21 protein-coding genes are annotated in these 24922 nt (G+C 59.1%); 5 read left to right on the top strand and 16 right to left on the bottom strand.

Annotated elements, in window-relative coordinates; translation table 11 throughout:
- The first annotated feature begins 5 nt into the window (after nucleotides 1-5).
- The gene (locus BGK68_RS01600; RefSeq protein WP_075255632.1) at nucleotides 6-1319 is read left to right on the top strand and encodes an MFS transporter; all 1314 of its coding nucleotides are present in this window, start codon (nucleotides 6-8) and stop codon (nucleotides 1317-1319) included.
- A gap of 128 nt (nucleotides 1320-1447) precedes the next feature.
- Complete coding sequence (otnI, locus tag BGK68_RS01595; RefSeq protein WP_075255631.1) at nucleotides 1448-2251, top strand: 2-oxo-tetronate isomerase; 804 nt, start codon at nucleotides 1448-1450, stop codon at nucleotides 2249-2251.
- Between the two features lie 89 nt (nucleotides 2252-2340).
- Here otnI and cheD read toward each other — a convergent pair whose 3' ends face one another.
- A complete protein-coding gene (gene cheD / locus BGK68_RS01590) occupies nucleotides 2341-2952 on the bottom strand; it encodes a chemoreceptor glutamine deamidase CheD (protein WP_075255630.1) in 612 nt (203 codons plus the stop codon).
- A 511-nt stretch (nucleotides 2953-3463) separates the two neighbouring features.
- Between cheD and mqo the strand changes: the two genes are divergently transcribed.
- The 3 genes from mqo to BGK68_RS01575 all read left to right on the top strand — a co-directional run bounded on the left by mqo (nucleotide 3464) and on the right by BGK68_RS01575 (nucleotide 6777).
- Nucleotides 3464-5113, top strand: coding sequence for a malate dehydrogenase (quinone) (gene mqo / locus BGK68_RS01585; RefSeq protein ID WP_075255629.1), 1650 nt, complete (start codon nucleotides 3464-3466; stop codon nucleotides 5111-5113).
- 228 nt (nucleotides 5114-5341) lie between these two features.
- Nucleotides 5342-6031 carry a hypothetical protein gene (locus tag BGK68_RS01580; protein ID WP_075255628.1) on the top strand — a complete coding sequence of 230 codons (690 nt, stop codon included), beginning with the start codon at nucleotides 5342-5344 and terminating at the stop codon, nucleotides 6029-6031.
- Nucleotides 6028-6777, top strand: coding sequence for an OmpA/MotB family protein (locus BGK68_RS01575; protein ID WP_075255627.1), 750 nt, complete (start codon nucleotides 6028-6030; stop codon nucleotides 6775-6777). The genes BGK68_RS01580 and BGK68_RS01575 overlap by 4 nt, the downstream gene beginning before the upstream one ends.
- Nucleotides 6778-6875: 98 nt before the next feature.
- Here BGK68_RS01575 and BGK68_RS01570 read toward each other — a convergent pair whose 3' ends face one another.
- The 15 genes from BGK68_RS01570 to BGK68_RS01500 all read right to left on the bottom strand — a co-directional run bounded on the left by BGK68_RS01570 (nucleotide 6876) and on the right by BGK68_RS01500 (nucleotide 24922).
- Nucleotides 6876-8822, bottom strand: a complete 1947-nt coding sequence (locus BGK68_RS01570; protein WP_075255626.1) for a polysaccharide biosynthesis protein — start codon at nucleotides 8820-8822, stop codon at nucleotides 6876-6878.
- 49 nt (nucleotides 8823-8871) lie between these two features.
- Nucleotides 8872-9432, bottom strand: a complete 561-nt coding sequence (locus BGK68_RS01565; RefSeq protein WP_075255625.1) for a sugar transferase — start codon at nucleotides 9430-9432, stop codon at nucleotides 8872-8874.
- A gap of 86 nt (nucleotides 9433-9518) precedes the next feature.
- Nucleotides 9519-10649, bottom strand: a complete 1131-nt coding sequence (wecB, locus tag BGK68_RS01560; RefSeq protein ID WP_075255624.1) for a non-hydrolyzing UDP-N-acetylglucosamine 2-epimerase — start codon at nucleotides 10647-10649, stop codon at nucleotides 9519-9521.
- Nucleotides 10642-11652: a polysaccharide biosynthesis protein gene (locus BGK68_RS01555; protein ID WP_075255623.1), complete on the bottom strand. Its 1011-nt coding sequence runs from the start codon at nucleotides 11650-11652 to the stop codon at nucleotides 10642-10644. The genes wecB and BGK68_RS01555 overlap by 8 nt, the downstream gene beginning before the upstream one ends.
- A complete protein-coding gene (locus BGK68_RS01550) occupies nucleotides 11645-12502 on the bottom strand; it encodes a dTDP-4-dehydrorhamnose reductase family protein (RefSeq protein ID WP_075255622.1) in 858 nt (285 codons plus the stop codon). Before BGK68_RS01550 ends, BGK68_RS01555 begins: the two co-directional genes overlap by 8 nt.
- Nucleotides 12499-13722: a glycosyltransferase family 4 protein gene (locus BGK68_RS01545; RefSeq protein ID WP_075255621.1), complete on the bottom strand. Its 1224-nt coding sequence runs from the start codon at nucleotides 13720-13722 to the stop codon at nucleotides 12499-12501. The genes BGK68_RS01550 and BGK68_RS01545 overlap by 4 nt, the downstream gene beginning before the upstream one ends.
- A 7-nt stretch (nucleotides 13723-13729) precedes the next feature.
- The gene (locus BGK68_RS01540) at nucleotides 13730-14932 is read right to left on the bottom strand and encodes a glycosyltransferase family 4 protein (protein ID WP_075255620.1); all 1203 of its coding nucleotides are present in this window, start codon (nucleotides 14930-14932) and stop codon (nucleotides 13730-13732) included.
- Between the two features lie 22 nt (nucleotides 14933-14954).
- Nucleotides 14955-16838, bottom strand: coding sequence for an asparagine synthase (glutamine-hydrolyzing) (asnB, locus tag BGK68_RS01535; protein ID WP_075255619.1), 1884 nt, complete (start codon nucleotides 16836-16838; stop codon nucleotides 14955-14957).
- Between the two features lie 35 nt (nucleotides 16839-16873).
- The gene (locus BGK68_RS01530) at nucleotides 16874-17884 is read right to left on the bottom strand and encodes a hypothetical protein (protein ID WP_075255618.1); all 1011 of its coding nucleotides are present in this window, start codon (nucleotides 17882-17884) and stop codon (nucleotides 16874-16876) included.
- Entirely contained in the window at nucleotides 17877-18902 is a 1026-nt protein-coding gene (locus BGK68_RS01525) for a glycosyltransferase (protein ID WP_075255617.1), read from the bottom strand. The genes BGK68_RS01530 and BGK68_RS01525 overlap by 8 nt, the downstream gene beginning before the upstream one ends.
- Nucleotides 18899-20782 carry an asparagine synthase (glutamine-hydrolyzing) gene (asnB, locus tag BGK68_RS01520; protein ID WP_075255616.1) on the bottom strand — a complete coding sequence of 628 codons (1884 nt, stop codon included), beginning with the start codon at nucleotides 20780-20782 and terminating at the stop codon, nucleotides 18899-18901. The genes BGK68_RS01525 and asnB (BGK68_RS01520) overlap by 4 nt, the downstream gene beginning before the upstream one ends.
- 48 nt (nucleotides 20783-20830) lie before the next feature.
- On the bottom strand, nucleotides 20831-22108 hold the full coding sequence (locus BGK68_RS01515; protein WP_075255615.1) for a glycosyltransferase: 1278 nt from the start codon (nucleotides 22106-22108) through the stop codon (nucleotides 20831-20833).
- Between the two features lie 54 nt (nucleotides 22109-22162).
- Nucleotides 22163-23647 (bottom strand): lipopolysaccharide biosynthesis protein, encoded by a 1485-nt coding sequence (locus BGK68_RS01510; RefSeq protein ID WP_075255614.1) that lies wholly within the window; start codon nucleotides 23645-23647, stop codon nucleotides 22163-22165.
- Nucleotides 23648-23763: 116 nt separating this feature from the next.
- Entirely contained in the window at nucleotides 23764-23991 is a 228-nt protein-coding gene (locus tag BGK68_RS01505; RefSeq protein WP_013236135.1) for an acyl carrier protein, read from the bottom strand.
- Nucleotides 23978-24922: a ketoacyl-ACP synthase III gene (locus BGK68_RS01500; RefSeq protein ID WP_075255613.1), complete on the bottom strand. Its 945-nt coding sequence runs from the start codon at nucleotides 24920-24922 to the stop codon at nucleotides 23978-23980. Before BGK68_RS01500 ends, BGK68_RS01505 begins: the two co-directional genes overlap by 14 nt.

Below are 24922 nucleotides of genomic sequence, written 5' to 3'. Positions count from 1 at the left end.
ACACCATGACCACCGCAAGCACTACCGGCGTCGGCCTCGACGTCAACGACAAATCCAAGGACGGGCTGTACAAGAAAGTCTTCTGGCGCATCATGCCCTTCCTGATGCTGTGCTATGTGATCGCTTATCTGGATCGCGTCAACGTCGGCTTCGCCAAGCTGCAGATGTCGCAGGACCTGGGCTTTTCCGAGACCGTTTTCGGTCTGGGCGCGGGTCTGTTCTTCATCGGCTACTTCCTCTTCGAAGTGCCCAGCAACATCCTGATGCACAAGGTCGGCGCGCGCATCTGGATCGCCCGCATCATGATCACCTGGGGCATCCTCTCGGCGGCCTTCATGTTCGTGCAGAACGCCACCCAGTTCTACATCCTGCGTTTCCTGCTGGGCCTGGCGGAAGCCGGTTTCTATCCCGGCATCATCCTCTACCTGACCTACTGGTTCCCCTCGCACCGCCGTGCCAAGGTGATCGCGGTCTTCATGTCCGGCATTCCGGTGGCCGGCATCCTGGGCAACCCGCTGTCGGGCTGGATCATGGATGCGTTCCACAACAATGGCGGCCTGGAAGGCTGGCAGTGGATGTTCCTGATCGAAGCCATTCCTGCTGTCCTGATCGGTCTGGCCACCATCATGTACCTGGACAACGACGTCAAGAGCGCCAAGTGGCTCTCTGACGAAGAAAAGGCCAGCCTGCAAGCCGACATCGACGGCGACGCCAAGGGCAAGGAAAGCAAGCACGGCTTTGGCGCCATCGTGAAGGATGCGCGTGTCTGGCTGATGTGCCTGATCTACTTCTCCTTCGTCATGGGCCAGTACGGTCTGACGCTGTGGATGCCGACCCTGGTCAAGGCCACCGGCGTGAAGGGCAATCTGGAAATCGGCCTGCTGTCGGCCATCCCGTTCGGCTGCGCCATCATCGCCATGAACCTGATCGGCCGCAGCGCCGACCGCATGCGTGAGCGCCGCTGGCACCTGGTGATCCCGGCCCTGATGGGCGGCGTGGGCTTCGTCGGTGCGGCGCTGTTTGCCGACAACACCGCCATCTCGATCGCTTCGCTGTCGCTGGCCGCCGCTGGCGTGCTGACCTGCGCACCGCTGTTCTGGTCGCTGCCCACCGCCTTCCTCTCGGGTGCGGCTGCTGCCGTCGGTATTGCCGCCATCAACTCGGTGGGCAACCTGGCCGGTTTCGTCAGCCCCTACCTGATCGGCTACCTCAAGGACCTGACCCACAACAACGCCACCGGCATGTACATGCTGGCGGTGATGCTGGTGGTGGGTTCCATCGCCACGCTGGCGACCAAGCCCGGCATGGTCAACAAGTAAGTCGATGTCTCGTCCAAAGCCCGCATGCCTGTGCCTGCGGGCTTTGACGTTTTCTGCACCATGGCCGGTGTGGACGCGCCCGAGCGGGTTCGCGCTACACTGGTCCCTTCGTTACCAAGGAGAACCCGATGCTGCGTTTTGCCGCTAACCTGAGCATGATGTATGTGGAACACGATTTCCTGGACCGCTTCGCCGCCGCCGCCAAGGATGGCTTCCCTGGCGTCGAGTTCCTGTTCCCTTACGACTATCAGCCTGAAGAGATCAAGTCGCGCCTGGAGGCCAACGGCCTGACCCAGGCGCTGTTCAACGCACCCCCGGGCGACTGGGCCGCCGGTGAGCGTGGTATCGCATCGCTGCCGGGCCGCCAGGACGAATTCAAGCGCAGCATCGAGACCGCGCTGAAGTACGCCGCGGTGATCGGCAACCAGACCTTGCACGTGATGGCCGGCCTGATCAAGCCGGGCCAGGATCGCGCCCAGCATCGCGCGGTCTATCTGGACAACCTGTCCTATGCCGCCCACCAGGCCGAGTCCGCTGGCCTGACCGTGGTGATCGAGCCGATCAATACCCGCAACATTCCCGGCTTCTTCCTCAATCGCCAGGATGATGCGCAAGCCATCTGTGCCGAAGTGGGCGCGCCCAACCTGAAGGTGCAATTCGATTGCTACCACTGCCAGATCGTCGAAGGCGATGTGGCCGTGAAGCTCAAGCGCGACATGCCCGGCATTGGTCACATCCAGATCGCCGGTGTGCCCGAGCGCCATGAGCCGGACGTGGGTGAGCTGAACTATCCGTATCTGTTGAAGCTGATCGATACCCTGGGTTACCAGGGATGGATCGGTTGCGAGTACAACCCGGCCGGAGCGACCTCGGCTGGGCTGGGGTGGTTGAAGGCGCTGGCGGAGCAGGGTTTGACCAAGCTCAGCACCTGAAGACAGCGAGCCCCATCTCGTATCAGCGCCAAGATAAAAAAGCGGAGCACGTTTGATGTGCTCCGCTTTTTTTCGTTGTTCGATTCAAATCAGAACAGATCAATCTCCCCACCCACCGGCTTGGCCTGCAGCTTGGAAGCATATTCACGCTCACGGCTGGCCAGGTCGGCGCCGGCCTCCTTGAGCTTCTTGACCAGTACCTTGCCGGTGCGCGGGAAGAAGTGCACCTTGCGCGGCCAGATGTCGTTGAGGTCTTCGGCCACCACACGGATCTTCTCTGCCGAGAGGAAGCTCCTCACGAAGGCGGCATTGCGCTCGCCCACGTTCATTGCATTCATCCCGCGCAGCACCGCGCCGCCGCCAAAGACCTTGCATTCCAGGTTCTCGCGTCGTGCGCCGGCCTTCAGGACATCGTTGATCAGCACTTCCATCGCATAGGTGCCATAGCGCATCGAGGCCGAGACCGGACTGTCGGCCTCGCCGCCGCCGTCGGGCAGCATGAAGTGGTTCATCCCGCCCACGCCGCTGACGCGGTCGCGCAGGCAGGCCGAGACGCAGGAGCCCAGCACGGTGACGATCATCATGTCTTCGCCGGTATAGAAATACTCGCCCGGCAGGATCTTGGCGGTCGCGCAGTCGAAGGCCCGGTCGTGATAGACGTAGGATGCGAAGTTTTCCGGCTTGTTGACAACGGTCTGCATGGTGCGCCCCTGACGGTTCTGGTCTGCGTCCCTGTGAGAGACGGTGATTGTTATGTTCAGGGGGCATTGTCAGCCCGCCATCGCTTTGTGCCTATCGGGGAATTCCCTAGCCGGAAACAGGCGCGCGGGCAGGCGTGAATGAGGGATATCCGCAATCGTCAGCGGTATCGGCGCATGGTACGCTGCGCCCCCTCGACATGACCCGATCCCGGTCCGCTCTGACGGAGACGATTTGTACAGGCATTCCCCAAATGCCGGAGACAGGTATCGGACAGGCAGTTGAATCCGGCAGGCATGGCCCAGGCAGATGACCTGGCCTGTGCGCCGTGGCCCCGCGCGGCCACGCCCGGTCGTCCTTGTTGCGCTTGTTGCGCGCAGGCAAGGCACGCGGCGTCTCGTCTCGCGTCTGCTCTCCACCAGCAGGCGTGGTCCGATGCGTCTCGCACCGGTTGTCCGACTCCCCGCTGATGCAGGGGAGGCAGCCCTCTCTCCACCACAAACGGATTAGACAATGTTGAAAAAATCCTTCCTGGCCTTGCTGGGATTCGTAGTTGCGCTGGCCACTGCGCCAGCCTCGCAGGCGGCCGACGTCAAGAAGGTCGACGTGCTGCTGGTCGGCGGCGGCATCATGAGCACCACCCTGGCCGTCTGGCTCAATGAGCTGGAGCCGGGCTGGTCGATGGAAATGATCGAACGCCTCGATGGCGTGGCCGAAGAAAGCTCCAATGGCTGGAACAACGCCGGCACCGGCCACTCCGCCCTGGCCGAGCTGAACTACACCCCCGAAGACAAGGACGGCAAGATCCAGATCGCCAAGGCCATCGAGATCAACGAAGCCTTCCAGATCTCGCGCCAGTTCTGGTCGTGGCAAGTCAAGAGCGGCGTGCTGAAGAACCCGCGCTCCTTCATCAACACCACCCCGCACATGAGCTTCATCTGGGGCGATGACAATGTCACCTACCTGAAGAAGCGCTACGAAGCCCTGCAAGCCAGCCCGCTGTTCGCCGGCATGCAGTATTCGGAAGACCATGAGCAGATCAAGAAGTGGGTGCCGCTGATGATGGAAGGCCGCGACCCCAATCAGAAGCTGGCCGCCACCTGGACCCCGCTGGGCACCGACGTCAACTTCGGCGAGATCACCCGCCAGTTCGCCGCCTACCTGCAAGGTCGTCCCAACTTCGCGCTCAAGCTCTCCAGCGAAGTGCGCGAGATCACCCGCAACGCTGACGGCACCTGGCGCATCGGCTACAAGAACCTCAAGGATGGCAGCACCACCGAGACCGACGCCAAGTTCGTCTTCATCGGCGCGGGCGGTGGCGCCCTCAAGCTGCTGCAGAAGTCCGGCATCCCCGAGGCGCGCGACTACGCGGCCTTCCCGGTCGGCGGTTCCTTCCTGATCACCGACAATCCCGCCATCGCCGAGCGCCACCTGGCCAAGGCCTATGGCAAGGCCTCCGTGGGCGCGCCGCCGATGTCGGTGCCGCACCTCGACACCCGCGTGCTGGACGGCAAGCGCGTGATCCTGTTCGGCCCCTTCGCGACCTTCTCGACCAAGTTCTTGAAGCAAGGCTCACTGTGGGACCTGTTCTCGGCCACCACCACCCATAACGTCTGGCCGATGGCCCGCGTCGGTATCGATGAATACCCGCTGGTGGAATATCTGGCCGGCCAGCTGATGCTGTCCGACGACGAGCGCTTCGCGGCCCTGAAGGAATACTTCCCCAATGCCAAGAAGGAAGACTGGCGCCTGTGGCAAGCCGGCCAGCGGGTGCAGATCATCAAGCGTGACGACGTCAAGGGCGGCGTGCTGAAGCTGGGTACCGAGATCGTTGCCTCTGCCGACGGCAGCATGGCTGGCCTGCTGGGTGCATCGCCGGGCGCGTCGACGGCTGCACCCATCATGCTGTCGGTGCTGCAGAAGGTCTTCAAGGACAAGCTGGCCACACCCGAATGGCAGCAGAAGGTGCGCCAGATCGTGCCCAGCTATGGCACCAAGTTGAATGACCATCCCGACCAGGTCGCCAAGGAATGGGCCTATACCAGCGAAGTGCTGCAACTGGCCCCGCCGCCGGTGATCGCACCCAAGGCGACCGGCAAGGACGCCGCCAAGGGCAGCATGGAAAAGCCCAAGGCCAACGCATCGGCCGATATGGCGCTGTAAGCAGCAGCCCCGCGCAGCAAGCCACAAGTGGCTTGCAAGCGATCAGAACGCCAGGTCTCGCGCCTGGCGTTTTTTTTCGTGTTTTCACATTTTGATGCGGACAGGCCTTCCGGCCGAGGCCGATGCTGTGGTCTTTCTGATAATCTTCATCCTTCGCCAGCGCGCAAGGCGCAGGTTCTGACAAAGGGGATGGGATGTTGCAGATCGGAATGGAGGCGGGAGCACGTCATGGATAGATCGATTTTGGGTTTCCTGCTGCCGCAATGGCAAGCCGCAGGAGAAGGCGGCCTGCAGTTGGTGTTCGCGCTGCTGTTCGTGCTGGCGCTGATCCTCATGCCCTGGCTGGTGCGCCGCGCAGCGACACCGGCGCAATGGCAACAGCGATTGGCCGGCGTGAGCGAGGATCCGCAAAGCCTGCCCTCACTGATCACTCCCGAAAAATTGAGCCAGATCGTGGCCACCGCCCCCGAACGCTGGGCGCAGGTGGTGCCGGGGTTGTTGCTCATGGTCGGCCTGCTGGGGACCTTCATCGGTCTGGGGCTGGCGCTGGGCGAAGCTTCCGGCGCACTCGATGGCGCCCAGGCGCCCACGGTGCTGGCCGCCGTGCTCGACACGCTGGGAGCCAAGTTCCGCATTGCCGCCTGGGGCATTCTCAGTTACCTGATCCTCAGGCTCTGGTGGGCGGCCAGCGCGCATGAGCAGGCCAGGCTGGCCTGGAGCGCCGCCGCCTTGGGCGCCCTGGCCGCGCAGGCGGCGCAGCGCCAGGTGCAGCACGAGCAGGCGCAGCAGCAGCGCCTGATCGACGCCATCAGCCACAACGGCCAGGCCTTGCTGGCGGCGCAACAGGCCGAGGCGCAACGCGCCCACGTGCGTCATGCAGAGCTGGTGGATGCCTTGCAGCGGCAGGTCGCGCCATGAAGGATGCGCATGGCGAATGGGTGGTCGTGGCCAACCTGATGGCCGCCGTGGCGGCCGTGCTGACGGTGTTGCTGGTGGTCGCCCGGGCAGGTGGTCCGGCTGCTGTGCAAGCGGGCGCAGCCCAGGCGCGGCCCCAGGCTGCCGCAGCCGCCCCGGTTCCGGCGCCGCCGCCGTTGCCACCGGCTGCGGTCGCGGCCGCACCTGCGCGCGCGCCTGCCCCGGCTGTATCAGCGCCGCAGGAGAGCACACAGGGACCGGGCCTGACGGTGGTGTTGCGCCAGGTGCAGACGGTGTTTGCGCAACAGGGGGCTGCCAGTCTGGTGGCGGTGGATACCGAGGCCGGCAAGATCACGTTGAAGGAAGGCGCGTTCCGGCGCGGCAGCGCCTGTGTCGAACCCGAGGCCAAGGCCGCCTTTGCCCAGGTCGAGGAGCGCATTGCCGAGTATCTGCAACAGAATCCGGCCGGTCGCATCTACGTCGAAGGCCATACCGACGACAAGCCCGTCAAGGCCCCGGTCACGGACATACGCGCCTTCTGCACGGTCTACGACGACAACATCACCTTATCCGCTGCCCGCGCCCGTCAGGCGCGTCTGCTGCTGGTGGGCCGCAGCAGCCCGGAGGCGGCGCGCCGCGTGATCGTGGCCGGCTATGGCGATTCGCAGCCCTTGCCGGGGCTCGCTGCCAGTGATGAGCGTAATCGGCGGGTGGAGGTGAGGTTTGTCAGCGGTGCGCAGAAACCCTAGCGCTTACGCGTCCGGCGATCCTCATCGCCAGTGAAACACCCAAAAAAAACGCCAACCCGAGGGTTGGCGTTTTCGTGACTGCCGCAGATGTTGCTGATTCAACTGGCCAGGCCCAGCGCTTGCGCTTCTGCTTCCTGCTCCAGGTAGACCCAGTCGACGATTTCATCGGAGGGCGTATAGCCGGTGACCAGCTTCTCCATCATCAGGCGGATGACTCCTACGTCATTCACATTCAGCGCCATTTCCAGCGCACTGAGCTTGGCTTCCAGCTCGGCCCAGGGAATGAACTCCTCATGCGCCTTCATGATCCGCGAGTGCGAGGTGGGCTTGGGGTTGTCGCCGATCAGCAGTTCTTCGTACAGTTTTTCACCCGGGCGCAATCCGGTGATCTCGATGGCGATATCGCCTTCCGGATTGAGCTCATCCTTGACCGTCAGGCCGGACAGCTCGATCATGCGCCGCGCCAGGTCCATGATCCTGACCGACTGGCCCATGTCCAGCACAAAGACGTCGCCGCCCTTGGCCATCGCACCGGCCTGGATTACCAGTTGCGACGCCTCGGGGATGGTCATGAAGTAGCGCGTGATGTCGGCGTGGGTCAGCGTGATCGGACCGCCATCACGGATCTGCTGCCGGAACTTGGGCACCACCGAACCGGAAGAGCCCAGCACGTTGCCGAAGCGCACCATGCTGAACTTGGTGCCGGGACTGGTGGCCGCGATGGCCTGCAGCACCATCTCGGCCAGGCGCTTGCTGGCACCCATGATATTGGTGGGGCGCACCGCCTTGTCGGTGCTGATGAGCACGAAGTCGGCCACGCCGTTCTCGGTGGCGGCCTGGGCCGTGCGCAGTGTTCCGAGGACATTGTTCTTGATGCCTTCGGCCGGGTTGTGCTCCACCAGGGGAACGTGCTTGTAGGCTGCGGCGTGATAGACGGTATCCGGATGCCAGGTCGACATGATCTCGCGGATGCGTTCGCTGTCCTGCACCGACGCCAGCAGGGGAACCAGCACGATGTCACGGTCGGCCAGTTTTTCTTCGAGCTGCTGGTGGATGGCGTAGAGCGCGAACTCGCTCTGCTCGATCAGCAGCAGCTTGCTCGGACCCACCGCCAGGATCTGGCGGCACAGCTCGCTGCCGATGGAGCCGCCTGCACCGGTGACCATGACCACCTTGCTGCGTACGTTCATGGCCAGCAGGATGTGGTTGGGCATGACGGGTTCGCGGCCGAGGAGGTCATCGATATCCAGCTCGCGCAGATCGGAGACGCTCACGCGCCCTTGGGCCAGGTCGGTGACGCTGGGCAGCGTGCGCACGGCCACTCGGGCGGTGCGGATCTGCGCCAGGATTTCATTGCGGCGCTTGCGGCTCAGGCTGGGCATGGCCAGCAACACGTTGCTGATGCTCAGGGTGGAGGCCAGGCTGGACAGGTCGGCCGGGTTGTAGATGGGCTGTCCATTGAGGACATGGCCGTGTAGCCTGTCGTCATCATCGAGGAAGCCGACCACCTGCATCTCGTGGCTGCTGGCCATGGCGGCGACCAGCTGGCGTCCGGTACTACCAGCGCCGTAGATAAGCACCTTGGGGCGGCTGGCCTGCTTGAGGATGCTCAGGTACTGGTCTCCCAGCCACACGCGCGCCAGCGCGCGCGACGCACCCACGAACAGCAACAGCAGGATAGGCTGGATGATGCCTACCGTGCGCGGCACACCTGGCACGCTGATGGAGGTGAAGATGGAGGCATACAGCAGGCCGTAGATGCCCACCGCCCGCGCCACTGCCAGCAGGGCTGGCCAGCCGCTGTAGCGGAAGATGGCCCGGTACAGCCCGGAGACGATGAAGATGGGCAAGGCCAGCATGACCGAGGCGCCGGTTGCCCACAGAGCAGTGCCTGACAGCGCCACGAATTCGCCCAGCCGGAGGTAGTAGGCCAGCCAGACGGTCAGCACGCACAGGCCCATATCTACTGATACGGCAACCAAGCGCTTTGTGGCCCGAGGCAATGCCAGTATGGGTATGGCCAGTTTGAAGAGAGGTTGTTTCATGGCATGCTGTTCACAGAGTCCTGAGCCGTCGAATTTGTCGTCTATTTTTTTAATGTGACACACCTTGCCGTGCCAATACTTTCACGGCTGTCATCCAGAGAATCTTCAGGTCGAACAGAAACGACCGTCGCTGGAGATATTCGGCATCGAGCTGCACTTTATCCGGGATGGGCAACTCATCGCGGCCATTGATCTGCGCCCAGCCAGTCAGTCCTGGAACCAGTTCGTGCACACCTTTGCTGGTTCTCAACGTGATCAGATCGTCTTGATTAAATAATGCTGGACGAGGACCGACCAGGCTCATGTCGCCGCAGAGGATGCTCCACAATTGGGGCAGCTCATCCAGGCTTGACTTGCGCAGGAATGAGCCGATCGGTGTCAGCCATTGCTCTGGATCCTGAAGCAGGTGGGTCGCCACGGCCGGCGTATCAATGCGCATACTGCGGAACTTCGGCATCTTGAATATGCGGTTGTGGCGCCCGACGCGCTCACTCCAGTATAGCGCCGGACCTGGGGAGGTCAGGCGCACAGCCAACATCACCATGACAATGGGAATGGCAAGCAATACTGAGGCAACCAGGGCCACTGCAAAGTCGAACAGACGTTTCATCTTTGAATCCCCGGTGCCAGAGGGCTGCGTTTGCAGCCGCCTTTCCTATCGCTCAGCAGGGAACTGGTTGCAAAGGAACTCATGGTTCAGGAAGGCTTGCGCCAGACAGTGCGATTGACGTAGTCGGTATAGCTGAGCACGATACGCAGAATCTTCTTCGATACCGCCAGCGCTTCGTAGTCCTCGACGGCAGCAACCACGCGCGTACCGCGCTGGTACTGTGCGATGATCACGGCTACGGCATCCAGAACGCGCTCTTTCTTGAGGCCAGCCATGATCAGGGTGCCAACGTCCATGCCTTCCGGGCGCTCATGTGCGTTGCGGATAGTGACGGCGGGAAGGTTCAGCAGGGAACCTTCTTCAGTGATGGTGCCGCTGTCTGAAACGACACACAGAGCTTCCATCTGCAGCTTGACGTAATCGCAGAATCCGAATGGTTTGAGGAACTGGATGCGGCTATCCAGATTGCCGATATTGAGCGCATCCAGACGCTTTTGGGTGCGCGGGTGCGTGGAAACGATGACCGGCACCTGGTATTGCTGTGCCAGGGCGTTGAGGGTCTCCACCATGTCGGTGAGATTCTCGGGCGTGTCCACGTTTTCTTCCCGGTGAGCGCTGACGATGAAGTAGCGGCCCTGTTCCAGTCCCATGCGCGACAGGACGTCAGAGGACTGGATCTTCGGCATGTAGTGGTCCAGCACTTCACGCATGTGCGAGCCGGTCTTGATGATGGTCTCGGGGCGGATACCTTCGGCAATCAAGTAACGGCGAGCATGTTCGGTCAGTACCAGGTTGATGTCGCTGAGATGGTCCAGGACCTTGCGATTGAGCTCTTCCGGAACGCGCTGGTCGAAGCAGCGATTGCCCGCTTCCATGTGGAATACGGGGATCTTGCGCCGTTTCGCAGAGATGACCGCCAAGCATGAATTGGTGTCTCCATACAGCAGCACTGCGTCTGGCTTTTCTTTTTCCATGACTTCATCGGCTTTTTCGATGACGCGGGCAATGGTCTGCGCTGCATTATCGCCCACAGCTTCCAGGAAATGATCAGGCTTGCGGATCGCCAGATCTTCAAAGAACAGCTGATTGAGTTCATAGTCGTAGTTTTGTCCGGTATGAACCAGGATATGCTGGGTGTGCTGGTCCAGTTCCGCGATCACTCTGCTCATCTTGATGAGTTCAGGGCGCGTTCCAACAATGGTCATGACTTTAAGCATTGAGTTCTTCCTTGATAAATTCCAGCCCCAGTAACAGTTGCTTGATTTGTTCTACATTGAGGCGGCGGGTGTTGTGCGAAGTGTAGTCATCAAACAAGGAAATATCCTGATCTCCCTCGCTGAAATACTTCGCATAGTTGAGGTCTCGGTTGTCGGCGGGTATACGGTAGTAGTCGCCCATATCCTGCGCATGTGCCATTTCTTCGCGGGAGATGAGTGATTCGTAAAGCTTCTCTCCGTGGCGTGTGCCAATGGTCTTGACCACGGTATCGCTGGAAAACAGTTCCTTGAGCGCCGATGCCAAATCTGCCACAGTGGATGCGGGCGCTTTCTGCACGAAGATATCTCCCTGCTGGCCGTGCTGGAACGCATATAACACCAGGTCTACCGAATCTTCCAGCGACATGAGGAAGCGCGTCATGTTCGGATCGGTGATCGTGATGGGCTTCTCAGCCTTGATCTGTGAGACGAAGAGGGGAATGACCGAACCGCGAGAAGCCATGACGTTGCCGTAACGGGTGGCGCAAAATACAGTCTCGCCTTGCCGCTGCGTTCGTGCCGCTGCGACCATGACCTTTTCAGCCATGGCCTTTGAGATTCCCATGGCATTGATCGGATAGACCGCCTTGTCGGTGCTCAACACCACGACCCTTCGTACTCCGCATTCAGAGGAGACCCTAAGTACGTTTTCAGTACCGATCACGTTGGTCTTGACCGCCTCCATGGGATAGAACTCACACGACGGCACCTGTTTCAGCGCAGCTGCGTGGAAAACATAATCAACCCCCTTCATGGCCGCACGGAGGCTGTCCGGGTCGCGGACATCGCCGATATAGAAGCGCAGTTTCTCGTTGTTGAGGGCGATGCGGAGGTCTTCTTGTTTTTTCTCGTCGCGGCTGAATACGCGAATTTCACGGACGCCAGTGTTCAGGAAACGATTAAGCACGGTCTGTCCAAAGGAGCCGGTGCCCCCGGTGATCATCAAAACACTGTCGTCAAACATGGGATTGCTTCCTGGAAGTGTGGTCTTTGTACATTGCCTCTATCAGTACCGGCCAGGCCGGCGCCCGATATCCCGTCGCCGCCGCAAACTTGTCGGCATTCAGGCTCCGGTCAATCCGGAACTCTTCATCGACGGTGATGGCAATGTCCCTCTTGTAAATGCGTGCGATTGTCTGTAGCAGGCTGAGTTTATCGATGGGGCTGGCGCCGACATGATATAGCCCCTTCAGTGAGGAGTCGGGGATGACGATATCCCTTACCACGCGCGCGAATTCTACCGATGGCAATCCTGAGAAGATGGCATGCCGGAATCCCTTGCACCGGGTCTGGGCCAGGAACCATTCCAGCAGGCCGAATTGGGTGCCATGCTCGTGTCCGATGGTGGAAGTGCGCAGGGTGAGGGCATTGCCGCCTGTCACTTCGCCCAGTGCTTTGGTCCTGCCATATACGTCAGTGGCGTCGGTTGCGTCCTGCTCCTTGTAGTTGCCGGCGTCGCCTGAAAATACGCAGTCCGTGCTCACGTGGATCAGCCGCGCATTGGCAATGTCGCACAGTTGCGCAAGGCGATGCGGGAGCAAGGCATTCATGGTAAGGGCTGGGATGTGGGCATTGCCCTCGGGCAAATGCTTTGTCAGGCCTGCGCAGTTCACCACGACATCCGGGCGCACCTGGGCAAAGAGACGTTCCATATGATCTTGGTTGATCAGGTCGATGCCTGTCACAACCTGTGCCCCAGCCTCGAATGTTTTTGCGCGCACGGTTGCATAGACTTCCCATCCGGGACGTTGCGACAGGACGTGGAACATGGTGCGGCCGATCATGCCGCTGGCGCCGAGAACCAGTACTTTCATTTGTTTACTTTCATCATCTTGGTCAAATGACCAATTAAGTCATCCACTAATTGTTCATGGTCGAAATTCTGACGGTAGTATTGCTTGCCGTTCTCGCCAAGTTGATCACGATCAGCTTGAGACATCGCATGCAGTCTCAGGACCGCGTCCGCCATAGCGGCCCCGTCTTCGGCTGCAACCGCGATTCCCGCGTTGGCTTCCTGCACAATCCTTGCTCCCTCTCCGTTCATCGATGCGATGATCGGACGACCCACGGCCATATATGCCTGGATCTTGTTGGGAACGGTTTGAGCAAAAATCTTCCGGTCGGCCAGCGTGACCAGCAGGGCGTCGGCACGGGACAACAGGTTGGGCATCGCCTGGACAGGGAAGCGCCCGGCCAGGAACAGATTGTCCAGTTCCCGCTCTTCGATCTGGGTACGCATCCACTCGAGCTCACTTCCCGAACCTAGCACCACCAGCCGGATATCGCGATGTTGCTTCAGTCGTTGCGCCGCATCGACGATGACGTGTACCGCCTGTGCGGCGCCCACATTGCCTGCGAAGATCACGCAGAAGCCTTCATCCAGGGCGGGAACATCCGGTTTGAGTCCGCTTTGTGGGTCGCAGAAGGAAGCATCCACAGAGTTGGGATAATAAACAATCTCCGCCGAAGGTGAAAATCGTTGTATGGAGTCTTTGAACGGTCGCGAAGATACCAGAATCAGATCGGAGCGGCGATAGATCAGCTTCACCACCCACTCGACCATGCGGATGGCAAGCCGGTTGCGGACATAGCCCGTGGCCTCCAGGCTTTCCGGCCATAGGTCCTGAACGTAGAGCACCACCGGGATGCGTTTGAACCAGCCGATGAGCAAGGCCGGGAGCGCTTGCAGCAGCGGGGAAGGGGCGTATACGAAGATGACGTCGCTCTTGATACGGCGAAGTTGCCAGGTGCCTGCGATTGCGGCCGAGAAGATGAACGACAGATAGTTGAGGGCCAGGCGCATTGCGCTTCTGAAACCACGTGGAAACAACGGAACCCGGAAAATATTGGCGCCTTGCCAGGATTCCCGTACGCAGCCACCGGCCTTATATCCTTCGTATATCTTGCCTTCGGGATAATTGGGTTTGCCGGTCAGCACATCGACATCAATGCCGTGTTGGACGAGCGACTCTGCCAGCTCGTTGATGCGAAAGCCTTCAGGCCAGAAATATTGAGAGACGATCAGTACACGCATAACTGTTTTACTGCTTTCTTTCGTCTTTTGATCGCAGTCGCCGATAAATCGCCATCATGGTGCTGGCACTGCTTTCAATGGAAAAATTACTGATCGCCCAGTCGCGCGCCTGGCGGCCCAGTGTCTGACGCAAGACGTGGTCCTCGGCTAGCCGTTGCAGTGCATCGGCAATCAGCTCGGGTTCGGGAGAGGGGATGGCAAGACCGGTATGTTCGTGCAACACGGCGTCAGGCAACGGGTCTTTGACGGCTACCACGCTGGGAATGGAATAGAACGCGGCCTCGAAGACGGGACGGCCTGCCGCATCCAGGTGCGACGGGAAGCAAAGGATATCCAGCGTCGGATAAAGGGAGCGAACGTCCTTGACGAATCCGAGCAGCTGGACGTGTTCTTCCAAACCGTAGTCGCGGATCATTTGTTCAAGGTCCGCCCTTACATTTCTTGCAAAACCGAGCTTGCGCAGGACCCAGGCGCGCAGGCCTCGCAGGTTTCGCGCATTTTCTCCAGCGATGATGCACTCGATGGCGACCCCCCGACTCTTCATGATACGCATTGCCTCAAGCAGTTCGTAAATTCCCTTAAGGGCGATCAGAACGCCCATGAACCCCACCCTGACCGGGCCGCGCGCTTCTTGCGCTGCTCTCTGGAGGTGCTTGCCGGCATCCACACGCAAACCGTTGTGAACGATCTCCAAGGGCAGATCGCGGCCAAGTGTTGCCGCCACGGTATGATCGATTGGAACGATCACGTCGGCATGACGTGCTAACCAGCTGTTGACGAGACGCGTACGCCAGTTACCGGGCGGGACGCATTGCAGCGAGCGCACATGTATCACCATCGGCAGTCTGAAGATCTTCTTGGCGATGATTCCCAGAGGCAGCAGGGTTATCTCATTGACATGAATGACATCGAACTGCTCCTTTCGCATGCGCCATAGCGTCCACAGCGATCCTGGCAGGAACAGCAGCTCGCGCAAGAGGATGATCCAGCGCAAACGGCGGTAATGCCCGTAACGAGTATTGTCAAACTGGCTTAGGCCGCGAACCGGAACCACTGACATGCCGGCATCGGCGAATGCACTGGCTGCGCTGCCGCCGGGAGTCAGTACAGTGCCGTCAATCCCGGATTGACGCATCAGGCTGAACAGCTCGATGAGGCTCTTGGAGGCGCCGCCATAGGCGCCCGCGGGGTGGAGATAAAGAACGCGCAAGGAAAACCCTAAGCAAAGAGACCTAGTTCAGGCCTTTATACCAACGAATGAAATTGATCCAGCGCCACACTTGCCAGGTGTAGGGACGTTTGCCGGCGAGGATCTGCTCGAAGTGTTCGCATATTGCCGCTTGATCAAGAAAAGGCAATCCCGTGTCGTCGGCCAGCCACTGGCGGACGGTGCTTGCCATACTGAACATCCAGGCTTTTTCGGGAGTGGCAAAACCGATCTTGTCCCGGCGGTCCAGCACTGCATCAGGAACGATGCCCCGCATTGATGCACGTAACAGCGCCTTGGTTTCTCCACTGGGCGAGACCAGATATTCTTCTGGTTGGCGTAGCATGAATTCAACCAGTCCAGTCGTCAGGAACGGGACGCGACTTTCGACGGAGAAACGCATCGAATTGCGGTCACCGTGCCTTAGAAGTCCCAGCAGTCCACGCTCGGTCAAGGATTGCGCCAGGAACGCCATCATCCTGCGCCCTTGATTGGGCGTAATTGGCTGCGCTTGCGGGTAGCTCAGGTGTACACCTGCTTCGCGCAATGGCCCGGGGCGTATCCAGTCAGGGGTGTTCTGCATTCCGTTGAGTCGACGCAGGATGCTGTTAAATCGCCCCGAACTACCTGCGCCAACAAGGCGTTTGAGGCCTTCGATCGGGCTTCTTCCCGGCCAGGCTGCCCAATTGCGCAGGAACGTCAATGCCTGGACATAAGCACCTTTATCCAGCAGGCTCAGCAGTCGCTGTCCTGGATAGCCGTTATAGCCGCCCATCATCTCATCGGCCCCCTGACCGTCCAGCGTGACGGTGACACCGTTCTGTTGTGCCAGCTTGAAGACGCGGTATTGCGCATAGATGCTGGTGCTGCCGAAGGGCTCGCCCTGGGTGTCGATGAGACTCTCCAGGTCATGGGCAAGCTCTTCTGGTGTCACGTGTACTTTGTGCGCTATTGCACCAACATGCTTATTGACCAGGTCCACCCAGTGTTCTTCGGATACGGCGCTCTCGCTGGCGACGAAGCTGAACGTATGGATGGGCAGATCAGGTTCGATCTCTCGCATGGCGCACACGATTACCGAGGAATCAATACCGCCCGATAATGCGGCGCCCAAAGGCACATCGCTGCGCAGATGAAGTTTCACACTCTCCAGCAGCAGCTCGCGCAACTGCATGCTGGCTTCGTCGAAGGAGCTTGTGGAGTCCTTGGCGATTGAGGGTTTCCACCAGCATCGCGGTAACATTGCACGAGTCTGGTCCAGAGCCACTTCGATCAGGTGTCCGGGACTGAGACTGGAGAATTCGTTGAAGAACGTTTCGTTGCCGAAATCGTATTCACCGTGCACCAGATAATCGTAGGCACGCTGCCAGTTCAGGGTTGGCGAGCTTGGGGCCAGCGCACGCATGGCGCGGGTGTCCGACGCAAAGTAGAATCCCTCTCCCGTGGATGCGTAAAACAATGGCTTGATGCCGAATGCATCGCGCACGAGCGTACAGGTCCGGAGCTGGAAGTCGAACACGGCAAAGGCGAACATGCCGGTAAGACGTCGTAGTGTCGCCTGTCCCCATGCTTCCCATGCAGCAAGCAGGACTTCGGTGTCGGACTGAGTGTGGAAATTCCTGCCGTAACGCGCCAGTTCTTCCCGCAATTCAATGTAGTTGTATATTTCGCCGTTGAAGATCAGCCCGTAGCGGCCGTCTGGCGAGTACATCGGCTGGCTTGCCTGTTCCGACAGATCGATGACCGACAGGCGAGTCTGGCCAAGCAGGGCGCTACCGCCAGCGATATCGTGACGGCGGTAATCCTGGTGATTGGGGCCGCGCTCCCGCATGATCTGCAAGGCGCGCTCCATCCTGATGTTGGATTGGAGGTCGGAGCTTTTCCAGTAACTGCCAGCTATGCCGCACATAAATAATCGAGTTCAGTTGTTTTCGCGGGCCGCAATTATCCGGTATTTCCGAAGAGCATGCGGATGATCAGCATGGCGACCCATACACCTACCAGCCAGACGAGGGTGCGTCCACGTATCAGTGTTGGATTGACGAAGATAATAAAAGGTGAGAACAACGAAATAAAAACGCGCTTATCGACTGTCTGTTCAATTGAACCGTACATGATCAGTATCCCAATCGCACCCATCCACAGGCGAGGAATATAGGTGTGCCGGTATTGCGTCCAACGCAACGCCAATGTCATCTGTGCGAAGACAAGGAACATGCAGAACGAGCCAGATATCGTCAGGCAGGCTTCCAGATAACTTCCGTTGTTGAGATGAAAATTCAGGCTTGCCAGCGGATTGATATTGGCTAGGGTGATCAGCGTGAGAGGGGTGCTTGTTTTTATTAAATGAATATTGCCCTCTGATAACGCCATGTCGATTCCTGGATGCTCAGCCGCATACAAATGGCGCATGAACAGGAAGAAATACGCCACCAATATGACCGAGATCCTAAGCGGGAAAAAGAGCAGCAGTGCCTGGGGACGAATCAGTACGAGCGGAAGCTGGGCGAGATACCTGCGAATCAGGCTGCCTGAATCAGCACAGGAGACCGCCAGCAGGACAAAAAGGAAAATCAGGCCATCGCGTAAAAAATGCCCGTTCAGAAAGCTGAAGGCGAGATAGAGGAGTACAAAGGGCCGATATCCATACTTTCGCACCAACATGGGTTGGAAGAGCAGGAATGCTGCCAGAGAGAGCGACTTGTGGAGCACCGCCACCCAGAATGGATCGCTCACAATGAGGAAGTAGATCCGGACCAGCAGTGAGAACAGACCGTACCTCAGTTCCGACATGATGGCGCCGCGTGCGCCATAGGAAAGATACAGTCCCTCGTCATTGCCAAAAAGCGCGGAGGAGGGATCCCGGATGGGTAGGGACGAATAGAAGGCGTACGCCAGGCCGAGTGTGGCCAGACATAACATCAGCCAGCCATCTTTTTTGCGCTGCTCAAACACGTAACGCTCCGATGATATGTTCTAGCCCAGAGCCTGTTCTGAAGTGCGTCTCAGCAAAGTCGCGGCGAAAGTGAGAGCCGGAGCGGATTTCGTCAAGTTGGGAGAGCGCGTGCTTGATCGTCTCTTGTAAGCGCTGCACATTCTGTTCGAATGAGTCGCCCAGTTCCGTGCTGATGCCCAGGCGGGCATCTTGCTTCAAAAACGCGTAGGGAGGAAGCTCACTGTAGAGTGGCATCGAGCCAAGCGCCAGCGTTTCCAGGATGGTATTGGACAAGCCGTCATAGTCCGGTACGCTGATGCATAGATCGGCTTGGGCTATTTTCGTCCACAACAGATTCTGCGGCGGAGCTTCCAGAACCTCGTCTGCGGCACTAAGGTCGTCCAGCGCAAAGGTTGGATTGAAACGTACGTAGATAAAGCGGAAGCGTTGACCTTCCTTCTTGAGTCTGGCTACAGCGGCGAAAATGACCTGAATATTGTATTCGCGCTGTGTTGCGCGCGGGGAAATGAGGATAGGCTCTGCCTGGCGCGGCGGGAAAGGAACGTCGAACAGTTCCTCTTTAAGACCCCAGTTCACGATTACACAGCGCTCGGGTTGAGCTTCGCCTAGCTCGACAGCGAGCTTGCGTTGAGCCTCATTGCGGCAGACCACCAGCGCGGAGCGCCGCAAGATAAGTGTAATGAGGCGAGCGCGCAGTCCGGTGAAGTCGACATTGAGTTCGGAGCCTTGCAGGATGGAAACCACGTGTACTCTGCGCAGCAGCAGCAGCAACCACAGTACGGGACTGTAAGCGCCATGCAGGAGAATCTTTGCTGGCGCAGGAGATAGCAGGACCTTGATCATCAGGCAGGCGCAGGCAATCAGGAATCGCAGCGTATCAATCCGTTTGCGACGACCGGTATCAAGCACCGTATGGGACGGCTGGCCGAGCAACTCCTGAACACGGGCCACTCGCTGGCGAAACAGGACGGAGTCGAGATTGCCGACATAGATAAGACGCTGACGCCGAGAGGTCACAACGCTTCCTTCACGTCAGCGCCTGCCTGTTGAGTGCGGAACCATAGCTCCAGCCAGAGCAGCAGCCAAAGCCGCGTCGCTTCCTTACCACTCTGGCGGTGCCGAGCCAGCGTGGTTTCAAATATCCCGGGGGCCACATATCCGGACGTAACTGCCACGCTGTGTTCGAACAGACTGGCGCCGTACTCCCCCAGCTCCCCTTTGAACCATTTGTCCAGAGGGCTTGCGAAACCCATCTTTGGGCGATAGACGACATCCCTTGGTACGTGCCGGGCGGCGATTTCCTTGAGCAAGGCTTTGCGGTTTCCCCACTTCAGCTTGGTGCGATCGGGCAGACTCCAGGCGAATTCCAGCAGGCGCGGGGTGAGGAAGGGTTCGCGTACTTCCAGCGATGCCGCCATGCTGGCGACATCCACTTTTGTCAGCAGGGCATCGGGGAACTGAATCTGGATATCATCGTAAAGCAGGCGTTGCACGATGCTGGCCTCGGGACGATTTGTCGCCTTGCCTACTCGTGCGGCGACCAGTTTCTCCATGTCGAGGGCCGGCAACAGGCTCGGACCTGCGACCTGCTGGAGATGATTGAACCAGCTTTCCGAATTCGTATATCCCGATCCGGCTTCGGCCAGGGACAAGGTGTTCATCGCGTCCAGGCGCTGTCCGAGCCGGCCTAGACGCGAAGCCACGGCCGGCACGGCATGGCGCCTCAGCCACGCGGGAACCAAGGCGCCATAACGCGCGGCATAGACGCCTGCCTGCAGGCGCCAGTAGCCTCCGAACAGTTCATCGCCGCCATCGCCACTGAGGCAGACCTTTGCATGTTGGCGCGCCAGCCGCGATACCAGATAGGTCGGTAATGCCGATGCATCGCCGAAAGGTTGCCCATATTGGCGGACCAGATGAGGCAAGGCGTCGATGATATCGTCGCAAGTGACGATATGGACGTGCTGCTCGATACCCAGATGCTTTGCGACGGCCTCCGAGTAAGGCAACTCGTTGTACTGGACTTCAGCGAATCCAATCGAAAATGCCTTGACCCGCTTGTTGTGCCGAGCGGCCAGGGCAGCGATCAGTGATGAATCGACGCCGCCGCTGAGGAATACGCCGACCTCGACATCGGCGTCCAAAGTGCGCTGGACACTGTCGTCCAGAATAGACTCGACTTCGGATAGCGCATCTGCCCAGGCGATCGGCTTGGGCGATGTCCGGGGGAAATCCCAGTAGCGGCGCTCTTCGATGCGTCCATCAGCATGCGCCAGCAGCCAGGTGGCCGGAGCAAGCACACGCAGGCCGGCCCAGCCTGTATGCGTGGCCGGTATGAAGGTGTGAGAAAGATGGCAGGCGATACCCATCGGATCGAGCGGCAATGGCCCCGTTGCGTGCAGGACGGCTGATGGCGAGGAGCTGAAGGCCAACCCTTGGTCAGTCCGGGCATAGTACAGCGGCTTCTCGCCCATGCGATCACGCGCCAGGAACAAGCTGCCTGCCTGGTCATCCCAGACCGCGAGGGCGAACATGCCCTCCAGCCTGGCTATTACGTCGGTTCCCCAAGCGTTATAAGCCTGTAGCACTACTTCCGTGTCGGACTGACTATGGAACACCTGTCCCATGGACTCGAGTTCAGCACGCAGTTCGCGCCAATTGTAGATTTCGCCGTTGAAGACCAAGGTATAACGACCATCGGCGGTGCTCATGGGGCAGTGGCCGGCAGAACTGAGGTCGCGGATTGACAGACGCCGATGCACCAGGCCAATGGATGGTGCGACGTGAATGCCTTCGTCGTCCGGGCCACGGAATGCCATGGAGGCAGCCATGGCGCGCAGTACCGATACGTCGGGCAACGCAGCCTGGTTCATCAGGATGCCTGCTATTCCACACATAAGTGAATCTCTCTCATACTTGTTGATTGTTAGGCGCGTTCACCGTGGTTAAGCCGCGATCAGATCAAGCCATTGACGGGCAAGTCCGCGGCCGTTGTAGCTATCGAACCAACCTAGTCCTTCTTCTCCTAGCCTCGAGCGCAACGAGGGGCTGTCGCCAAGTTGCAGTAGCCAGCGCGCCAGATCTTCCTGGGTGCGTACGCCACACATTGGTGGTGGTGCAGAGCTGTAAAGAGACTGGAATTCACCGTCGTCAAAAACAAAGCCCTGCACCAGCGGTTTTGCACATGCCAGGATCTCGAGGGCTGTGCCGCCCCAGATCATGCGAGGCATGGAATAAAATTCTCCGATTCCTACATCACAGGCATTGATGACTTCCAGCAGTTGCATGCGCGGCATACGTTCTATCCACAGCACGTTATCCGAGATTCCCAATTCCTGGCAAAGCAGTCTGGACTTGGGCGCGTCGGTACCATAGTCAAGCAAGACCAGTACTGAGCGCACATGCGGACGCTGTCGCCGGAACTGCGCGAAGGCATGGATGATCCAGTTGTTATGCTTCGAGTACCTGAATTCCCACTCGTCATCCGGGAAATCGCCGGTATTGCACCAGCGATGTCGGGCATGCGAGATGAAGCGCAGGTCGTAATGACTCAATTGCTCCAATAGTGCAGAAAGTTGCGGAGGGTAAGTGGCCGGCGACGCTTCCTTGTAGAGCATCGGCAATTGCATGAGAAGGGGGGAAATCCCCATCTCTGCAAAGACGTTGGCCGTGTAGCCGATGTCGCTGGAAACGACATGCCTGGAGGCCCGTATGCCAGCGATCTGTTTGTCGCGCACGCGGAGAGCGCCGGCGCGCTTGAGCCGGTCTTGACCCTTCATCAATGCAGTCACGTCGGGGTCGCCGACCCATTCGACACCAGAAGAATATGGGTAGAACACGTCCAGGCGGCGCCCGGCCGACATCAGCAACGCAGGTGCTATCCCGGAGCCGACTAGGCGCTCGTAGGGGCGCAGCGATCTGCGCAGCCGGGAAGGAGAGAGCGGGCGGGTTAGTGCGGGGTGGGAATTGCCGCGCGCCACGGACAGTACGTGCTTCGCCCAGAACATGAGGTTCCAGGGAAACTCGTTTCCGATTGCCGAGATGAACCGGTTGGGAGCGTCAAGCTGTCGAATGCGCGCAGCCCAGCGGCTGAGGTCCCAGGTGTCGCTTTCAGGTGAAAAATGTGCCAGGGCGCCGATCCCATCATCGGCCATGAGCAGCAACTCAGCGTCTGCACCCAGATCCAGCAGATGGCGCAACAACGCGAAGTTGTTATTGTTCATGTTTCCAATAAGACCGATTTTCATTCGGAGGGATGTACTTTACTAGATGGAGTTTTATTTGTCGGCGCGTGACAGCATGGAGGCGATGCGCATCTTTGCCGAAGAGCTCAGTTGCCTGCGCCAAAAGTAGACACACAACGCCGTGCTGGCAAGCAGGTAGAGCGGCGCGACACTCCACGATCCTATCCATCTTGCCAGGACGCCGTGCGCGAGAAGGCCGGTGACAAATGTACAGGCAACCACTTTGACGACCCAGCCATAGATCCAGGGCAGCGGATAGACGCGCTGTGCCAGCCAGCTGGCTGTAACGGAGCGCAGGATTTGCGCCACCATCATTGACAGCGCTGCACCGGCCAATCCTAGCAATGGAATCAGAAGTAACATTGCGCCAGCGATGGCGGCGATATAGATCAAGTGGGGATATACGCTACGGGAGGTCCGCTTCGACAGCCCGATGCCGATCTCCGTCACCCAGCTGATTGACTGTACTGCGGTTGCCATGGCCAGTGGAAACACCACCACGGTAGCGCCAGCATAACGTTGCGAGGCCAGCAGGGTCAGCAGGGGTGTGGCCACGCTATCAAGCATCATGGTCAAGACGCAGACCAGCAGCGAGAAGAAACCCAGGACGAGGTTGTAGGTCTGTGCGGCATCCTGCTCGCGATGAATCGCTGTTGAGAAAGGGGCCCAGGCCGTCTGGAAGGAGCCAATGACGAGGGTCAGCAACATCGCCAGTTTGGAGCCGGCCGCATACAGTCCAAGTCCTTCCACACCCAGCAGCTTTTCCACCGATTGACGTTCCAGCATGGGAACCGCTGCACCCAGCATGCAGATGATGCCGATAGGAAGCGCGAAGCGTAGCAAATCCCTGGCAAGATACAGACTCCTTGGCCGCACCAGCCAAGTGCGGACCATGAACAACCCTAGCACGCCAAATAGCATGTTGGTGATCAGGTTGACTACCAATACCGTCTCCGTGCTGACATCGAACAGGAAGACGGCGATCGCCAGGCCACTTGCCTGCGCCGCCGAATATCCGATCGACATGATCAGGAAAGCGCGCCGCGAAAAAGTCCACTTCAACAGGTTTTGGGCGAAGTTGATCGCCAACGTGAATGGCACCTGCGCGAGGACGATATTGAAGTAGCGTGTTGAGCCGTCGGCAGTCGAGACCAGTGTCGCGACCCGACCGGACAGCAAGAATAGGAGCACGACGGCGCCGAGACAGACGACAGCCTGGATCACCAGGGATTGCGAGATGACCTGCTTGCGCTGCTCCAAGTCTTCATAGTCGTAGAAAAAACGTCCGACCGCCGAATCCTGTCCGAAGATCAGTGTGGTTACCAGGAAGCCCGCGAGCACAAGAAACAGGTCCAGCGTGCCATATTCGGCCACCGACAAGTGGCGCGCAACCAAAGGAAACGTGATCAGGGAGAACGCGCGACTGACGGCCATGGCTCCGCCATAGACGACGGAATCCTTGAACAGGAAGGAGAGACGTTCGTGTTGGGCAAGCTTGGCGGGATTGATGATTTTCAAGGGGGGGATGCTCAGACAACGAAGATGCCGGCGCGGGCAGGCCGGCAACACCGTTCAAGGACTGCGAGGATATGTTTCGTAATTCGTGTTGATGCCGAGAGCCGTCTTCAACAGTATCAGCGCGAATTGATGAGCTTGACGATATCGGCCGCGCTACGGATTTCGTTGGACTCCTGTTCGGAGAACTTGACGTTCAATTGTTCTTCGATCGTCAGCAGCACCGTAAATACATCGAGAGAATCAATGCCGTTCTGCTTGAACGTTTTTTCGGGATCAAAGGCGGAAATATCCTGGGCCAGGCCCGACTCTTTGATGATGTTGATGATGGTTTCAGTGGTTACCATGAGTTTTCTCCGTTCTTTGACAAATGCAGCTGGCCCACGACAGGCCTACGCCGAAACCGCACAGCAGGATGCGTTGTGCGCTGGTGTTATGCAATTCTTTAGCTAATAGCAAGGGAATCGATGACGATACCGTATTACCGGTGTCGCTGATGTCGATGCGGACCTTTGCCGGATCCAGTTTGAGTCGCTTGGTCAGTGTTTCAACAATGTAGCGACTGCCTTGATGGAATAGATAGACGTCGATATCTTCACGGTCCAGCCCCGCCTTCTCAAGTGTGGCCGTCACGCTCCCCGGGACCACAGTTGCAGCGAAGTTGAATACGTCGCGGCCATTCATGTGCAGGCGGCCGTCGCGCTCGTGAAGTGCCCCGGTGGCGTCGCCTTGTGATCCGAAGTCGAACGAGGCTGGGACCAGCACCGGGTCGGCTCCCACCAAGGTAGCGGTGGCGGCGTCGCCAAAAAGCAGGACGGTGTTCTTGTCTTCGGGGTCGACGATCTTGCTGTAGGGATCGCAGGTGATCAGCACACCCTTCTCCAGTCCGTTGGCTTGCATGAACGAGGTCAATACGGAAAGACCATAGACATATCCGGAGCAGCCAAGCGAAAGGTCGAAGGTCGCGCACTGTTTTGGCAGCGCTGCACGCGCATGCAGCAAGCCAGAGACGTGGGGCAGGCGGGAATCTGGATTCTGGGTCACGACGATCATGACCTGGATTTCATCGCGCACTACCTTGCCTTGGCGCAGCAACTGTTCCAGGGCCTCAAAGGCCATGTCGCTGGTTTCTTGACCCGGCGAGCGCGTCGTACGATGGACCACACCGATCTTGTTGGCGAGGAAATCTTCTGTTACGTCGAACCGGCTTGCAAGATCGAGATTGGATTCCCGTCCGGAAGGCAGATATGCCGCGATGTCCTTGATTCCGATAGCCAT

The sequence above is a fragment of the Herbaspirillum camelliae genome (assembly GCF_001929405.1).
Classification (GTDB): Bacteria; Pseudomonadota; Gammaproteobacteria; order Burkholderiales; family Burkholderiaceae_D; genus Herbaspirillum; species Herbaspirillum seropedicae.
Note: the sequence above shows the minus strand (reverse complement) of the source record. Positions and strands in the feature narration are given on the sequence as shown.

What these genes read in the sequence shown, in the direction of transcription:
- cheD (WP_075255630.1), bottom strand. Translation starts at nt 2,952, where the DNA reads ATGCAGACCGTTGTCAACAAGCCGGAAAACTTCGCATCCTACGTCTAT.
- BGK68_RS01600 (WP_075255632.1), top strand. Translation starts at nt 6, where the DNA reads ATGACCACCGCAAGCACTACCGGCGTCGGCCTCGACGTCAACGACAAA.
- BGK68_RS01565 (WP_075255625.1), bottom strand. Translation starts at nt 9,432, where the DNA reads ATGAAACGTCTGTTCGACTTTGCAGTGGCCCTGGTTGCCTCAGTATTG.
- BGK68_RS01515 (WP_075255615.1), bottom strand. Translation starts at nt 22,108, where the DNA reads ATGAACAATAACAACTTCGCGTTGTTGCGCCATCTGCTGGATCTGGGT.
- BGK68_RS01575 (WP_075255627.1), top strand. Translation starts at nt 6,028, where the DNA reads ATGAAGGATGCGCATGGCGAATGGGTGGTCGTGGCCAACCTGATGGCC.
- BGK68_RS01500 (WP_075255613.1), bottom strand. Translation starts at nt 24,922, where the DNA reads ATGGCTATCGGAATCAAGGACATCGCGGCATATCTGCCTTCCGGACGG.
- BGK68_RS01570 (WP_075255626.1), bottom strand. Translation starts at nt 8,822, where the DNA reads ATGAAACAACCTCTCTTCAAACTGGCCATACCCATACTGGCATTGCCT.
- asnB (WP_075255619.1), bottom strand. Translation starts at nt 16,838, where the DNA reads ATGTGCGGCATAGCTGGCAGTTACTGGAAAAGCTCCGACCTCCAATCC.
- asnB (WP_075255616.1), bottom strand. Translation starts at nt 20,782, where the DNA reads ATGTGTGGAATAGCAGGCATCCTGATGAACCAGGCTGCGTTGCCCGAC.
- BGK68_RS01545 (WP_075255621.1), bottom strand. Translation starts at nt 13,722, where the DNA reads ATGCGTGTACTGATCGTCTCTCAATATTTCTGGCCTGAAGGCTTTCGC.
- BGK68_RS01550 (WP_075255622.1), bottom strand. Translation starts at nt 12,502, where the DNA reads ATGAAAGTACTGGTTCTCGGCGCCAGCGGCATGATCGGCCGCACCATG.
- otnI (WP_075255631.1), top strand. Translation starts at nt 1,448, where the DNA reads ATGCTGCGTTTTGCCGCTAACCTGAGCATGATGTATGTGGAACACGAT.
- BGK68_RS01505 (WP_013236135.1), bottom strand. Translation starts at nt 23,991, where the DNA reads ATGGTAACCACTGAAACCATCATCAACATCATCAAAGAGTCGGGCCTG.
- wecB (WP_075255624.1), bottom strand. Translation starts at nt 10,649, where the DNA reads ATGCTTAAAGTCATGACCATTGTTGGAACGCGCCCTGAACTCATCAAG.
- BGK68_RS01555 (WP_075255623.1), bottom strand. Translation starts at nt 11,652, where the DNA reads ATGTTTGACGACAGTGTTTTGATGATCACCGGGGGCACCGGCTCCTTT.
- BGK68_RS01580 (WP_075255628.1), top strand. Translation starts at nt 5,342, where the DNA reads ATGGATAGATCGATTTTGGGTTTCCTGCTGCCGCAATGGCAAGCCGCA.
- mqo (WP_075255629.1), top strand. Translation starts at nt 3,464, where the DNA reads ATGTTGAAAAAATCCTTCCTGGCCTTGCTGGGATTCGTAGTTGCGCTG.